Below are 4,676 nucleotides of genomic sequence, written 5' to 3'. Positions count from 1 at the left end.
ACGAAACTCGGGGCTATTCAGTTCGTGCCTGGAGCCAGCCCAACGTCGGCACCATTGGCCCAAGCTTCAGAAAGCGTTGTTCCAATTCTGAGATTTGGAACAACCATGCCGCTTTTCAGGTAGCTATCAATGCGATGTCCGCGATTGAAATGAGGGTCAGCTATCTCTTTTACCAGATTAGTCGCTATTGGCCCGCGCGCCATGAACCAACTATCGGTTACAGCCACTGCATCGTAGAAAAGGAGCGCCGCGTGAAGCGCGTTGTAGTCGATTGCGGCGTTAGCCCCAGCAGCAATGTCGAACACCCCGCCATATAGATCGTCTTGATCGACTTCGTATATTTCCCCAGCTGCAACAGGCTTTTTCATGAGACAACCTTTATAAGGGGCGAGCGCAAACAGCATCGCAATAGCTGTAGAGAGTGTCAACAGTCCAGAAAAGCATTCCGCCGCCCCTGCCCCCGGCGGACGCAGTTCTTTCAAGTAAAGGTAATGGCATACGAAAAACGACCGGAAGCCTTACATTGAATCCTGTATGGAAACCCTGTCAGTAAATTGGCCACTAGAATGGCCAAGGGTTGAAGGCGCAAAACGGCTGCTTTGCGCTTTCATTTCAGCCTTTCGAACCAAAGGAACGAGCGCCCGAAAGCGGACATAAAGTTTGAGGCGCACGAGCATCCAACTCCGCGATGAAAAGATACCGGTCGGATGGTTATTTTCTAATTTCGCTTGCCGCCGGGCTGGTTCCGCTCGGGATCGACTTGCCCTGAACCAGTTAAGCGGTGCCCGCGCGCCACCTCTCAATCTCTCCACCCACCCTTCGCTTGCTGCGTCAGTTACCGTGTCGGCAGCATGAAGGATTGGCCGTCGAAGGCGGCGATGCGGCAGGTTCCAGTCAGCAACGAATGCACTCGCTGAGGCAGGGTAAGACAGACCCGGTCGAAACAGATGGTATTTGCAATGATCAGAACGCTCAATGAGAGCATTAAGCTGTAATAACTCGCAAAAGTTTTCCTGCGGCCGTTGAGCCGTTTTCAAGGGAGAACTCATAATGAATGTAACAATTACAGTCGTATATATCGGTCCATCCTCTTCTGTCGCGCGGCTCATGGCCGACGTTGTGACCAATTCCAATGTTACCGTCGTTGACCGCAAGGCACTTAAAGCCAGTGACAGCGCCTCCGTTGCTATCATCGACCGGCGCACAGAAATTATCGGTGGTGCAAAGGACACGTTGGATGGCCTCCCGAGCGCGGTATCGCTGGCACTGGTGAATGAACAAAAACTCGACCGGAATGAGCTCTTTTCTGAAGGGTTCCTGGATTACGTAGTCTGGCCCCTGCTCGGACCCGAACTGGCTCTAAGGCTCGAAACTGCACACAGGAAAGCGTTGGAAAGCGGAACTGCCTATCACAGCACGGATCTGCTCGTGCAAAAAGTGTGCGACCTCATGGCACGGCAGCTCGCTGAACCGATCGGACTCGCTGCACTCGTGCAGTTCGCCGGCACCAATAAGACCACACTCATAAGCCGTTTTCACAAGGCTTTCGGTTGCGGCCCGCTCACATGGCGGCGCAACCGGCGTATGGCGGAGGCGGCGCGCCTTCTTCGTGAAGGCCAGCAATCCATCTCCGACATAGCCGCCACCGTCGGGTACGAAAACAGCAATAATTTCTCAACCGCGTTCCGCGCTATCCATGGTCAATCACCCCGCGCCTATCGCAATAAGGCCGCGCGCAAAGAAAATGCTTAATCGCGCAAAGGTTGCTGTCGCAATGATTTGCTATTCATTCTGTGCAGGCATTGATGACGGCAGTCGCCCTAGAGCACCGATGCTCTCGCATTTTGAAACCCTAGGATTAGCAAAGGAAGATAGTTATGTCCGACCTCGCCTCTCCGACCGTGCTAAAGCACCTGACCCAAGGCAGTTCTCAACAATATGCCTCCGCAAAGCAATTTTTCAGTCCGAAGATGCTGAAAATGGCGAGCGGCGCTCCCGCTCCCACGGATGACCAGATCGCCAACGACAAAGGTACGGTGCAATTTCATTTAATCGGGCAGTCAACAACCGATCCGGCTTACAGCAGCATTATGAACCAGAATCAGGATAATTTGCTGGCAATCGGCGGTCTTATCCACGATTACATGCACACAAAATTTCCGACGATCGACGCGCAAAAGCTCGATATCAATACGTGGTCCAAAGTCCTAGGTTATATTCCCGACCTCTCTATCGGCAAAAGCAACCGAAAAGTCTTCACAAATCGTATCGCTGGGGTGTCGGTTTCCGGGACCTTTCTCCAGTTGATTGCTCAAGCCATTATAACCGATGGCGCATCGTTGCTCACGGACTTCTCGAAGTTCCTCGAGCAGATGGGCAACGTCACCTTCTCCGCCGAATCCAAGAGCCAAAAATACAAGGCTATCACCTGCACCTACCAGAGCTATCTCGTCGATAACGGTGCGGGTGGATACTTTGACTACGGCGCGATCGTTCTTCGCGAGATCGATTTTACGCAGAACTTTTCGGAACTGCGCTCCTCGTGCTCCTCTGCCAACTACATCAACATCAGTATGGAATATAACGAGATCGTCAATCTCGTACAGACACGCCGTATCCGCAAGGGTGGGGCAGATTACGATAATTTCCAGGAATTGGTGAACGCAAACTCGACCGAGCAGTTCAAAAAGGCGAAAAACTTCTTCAACGGCGGGTCCACTCCGCAGGAGGAGATCACACCGAAGGTCTGATTCGCCACGACCCAGAGCGGCGGATTAACCTTCGTCCCTCTGGGTCTCTTTTTCAGGGAGATCATCATGAATCCTTTCATACAGTCGGCGTGCGGACTTATCGTCGTCATCGGTCCGCGCACCAGGTCGCCACTGATGAGCGAACGCATGGCCACGGCTTTCCTCAGCAAGTTGCAGGCCGATCCCACCCGCACTCTCGACCCCGCCTATTGGGATCAGGTTGTGGAGATCACGCCTGCACCCACCGGGTTCAACCCGTCCTCCGAACAAATCGTCAAATCCGCTACGGCAGACGCCTTTCCCGCGGCTTTGGCGCGAATCGCAAGTGGCGGCGGCCAGCCTGACGTGATCTCAACGATATCGGGTTATCTTGCGCCCCTGGGACAGATCAGCGTGCTCAATTGTCTGATCCTCTCTGACGATGGTGCGGGCCGAATTGGCATCCGCCTCGCTTGCCTTTCGATTCAGCTTCGGGACGGCAATTTCACCATTGCTGTTAATACCGCCACGGCAGCGCTCAATCTCACGATCAAGAAAACTCAATCCAACATTACCGACATTTTTGGCAGCTTCGACGCGCCTGCCAAAACAACGGCTGGCTACCAGCGGATCTACAGCTAACTCGAACACGAAAAACAAGCACGATCATTGCGACCTGCAATGACGATCCGCAGGTGGTCGAAATCGGCCAGAACCACCGCACAGAGCGACTCCGCCGTTTTTTCGGCAATGAATGCTTATCGGGAATTCCGAATAAGCCCACGTAATTGCTCATTCGTGGCCGTTTCCTGTGTTGCTGCACGACCGGCCATCAATTTTGGTTCCTGGAAGTGATGTCTTGCGCCGACACCGACTTTTGGCGGCCCTAGCATTTCGGAGGATGAATCGATGAAGCGATGTTGACGCATCTTAATCAACGCTTGCCCGTCTGAGCGGGCTACCCGCGGACCTTCACGACCGACCGGATCGCCCGAAACAAGCTCAAAACTCGTCTTCTATTTAGTCTCGCAGCCACCCTGCGGCGGGAGAGGGAAGACTTTTTCTTGGAGAAGTCAAATGTACACGAAGATCTTTGAAACATGGCTTGACCGCCAACGCCGATCAGTCCCAAAGCGCGTGGGATCATTTTGCATTGCTACGCTTTTAACAAGTGGGGCGGCAAGCGCAGTGGCGCAGCAAATCACCTTCGATGGCGCGAACTTGCCCTGTATCACCTATAATATCGCAACTGCCCAGCAAGCCGGGCGCCCGGCTCAGTTGACGCGTACTACAAATCCGCAGACGATTAATCAAAATCGTCAGGCGTCCTGCGGCGGCGCTTATGCCCAGACGGTCGCCCAGCTTAATCAGCAGCTCGGAGGTGTCGTGATGTCTTGCGACGAATATGCTTTTGCCAGTACGACACAGGGTGGCGCCGGAAGCCAGTCGATGATCGTTCCTCTCATCGAAAATAATATCCAAGGAGGTCAGCTTAGCGGATTCTATAATTCGAATAATATTGGTAACGGCGGTAACTTTACCGTTGCGACCATCAATGTGCCGCAGGCAAACCAATTGAATCTCGGCGTCGTTAATGGAGTACATGTCTGCTATGGCGGAAACTGATCGAGCTTATGCCGGCCACCACTTTGTCAACTATGGGCAAATCGGCCTGTGGGACAAGGCGGACCCGTTAGCATATCCGGTCCCGGAAGGCCCCCTCCCTTGGTGGGGGCCGAAGGGCGTGGTGGTGCCAGCCCAGGATGATATCGAAGTTTTAGTGGAGATTGTCTACGGTAGTCGACTAGCCAAGCCTGGTTACAAATTCCTGACAAAAGGCGAGATTGAGGTAGGGACTAGTGGTGTCGCAGTAGGCAACATCACAACGGCAAGCGCGTTCGATATTAAAGTTGTGCAAGGACGATACTGGCCTGCTGCCGGTTTCTT

General features: G+C 53.4%; 6 protein-coding genes. 5 read left to right on the top strand and 1 reads right to left on the bottom strand.

Annotated features, from left to right (window positions below; all coding sequences use genetic code 11):
* Window positions 1-17: 17 nt before the first annotated feature.
* Window positions 18-482, bottom strand: coding sequence for a hypothetical protein (locus FNA46_RS20495; protein WP_185969935.1), 465 nt, complete (start codon window positions 480-482; stop codon window positions 18-20).
* Window positions 483-1,050: 568 nt separating this feature from the next.
* Here FNA46_RS20495 and FNA46_RS26450 point away from each other — a divergent pair.
* The 5 genes from FNA46_RS26450 to FNA46_RS26305 form a co-directional block, all read left to right on the top strand.
* Entirely contained in the window at window positions 1,051-1,752 is a 702-nt protein-coding gene (locus tag FNA46_RS26450; protein WP_246103247.1) for a helix-turn-helix domain-containing protein, read from the top strand.
* A 125-nt stretch (window positions 1,753-1,877) separates the two neighbouring features.
* Window positions 1,878-2,750: a hypothetical protein gene (locus FNA46_RS20485; RefSeq protein ID WP_143127072.1), complete on the top strand. Its 873-nt coding sequence runs from the start codon at window positions 1,878-1,880 to the stop codon at window positions 2,748-2,750.
* 135 nt (window positions 2,751-2,885) lie between these two features.
* The gene (locus FNA46_RS20480; RefSeq protein WP_143127071.1) at window positions 2,886-3,371 is read left to right on the top strand and encodes a hypothetical protein; all 486 of its coding nucleotides are present in this window, start codon (window positions 2,886-2,888) and stop codon (window positions 3,369-3,371) included.
* Window positions 3,372-3,806: 435 nt separating this feature from the next.
* Window positions 3,807-4,355: a NucA/NucB deoxyribonuclease domain-containing protein gene (locus FNA46_RS20475; RefSeq protein WP_143127070.1), complete on the top strand. Its 549-nt coding sequence runs from the start codon at window positions 3,807-3,809 to the stop codon at window positions 4,353-4,355.
* Window positions 4,342-4,676 (top strand): hypothetical protein (locus FNA46_RS26305; protein ID WP_210245909.1); only part of this gene is annotated, 335 nt, incomplete at its 3' end. The genes FNA46_RS20475 and FNA46_RS26305, both read left to right, overlap by 14 nt.

Source organism: Affinirhizobium straminoryzae, assembly GCF_007004135.1.
GTDB classification, from domain to species: Bacteria; Pseudomonadota; Alphaproteobacteria; order Rhizobiales; family Rhizobiaceae; genus Neorhizobium; species Neorhizobium straminoryzae.
Note: the sequence above shows the minus strand (reverse complement) of the source record. Positions and strands in the feature narration are given on the sequence as shown.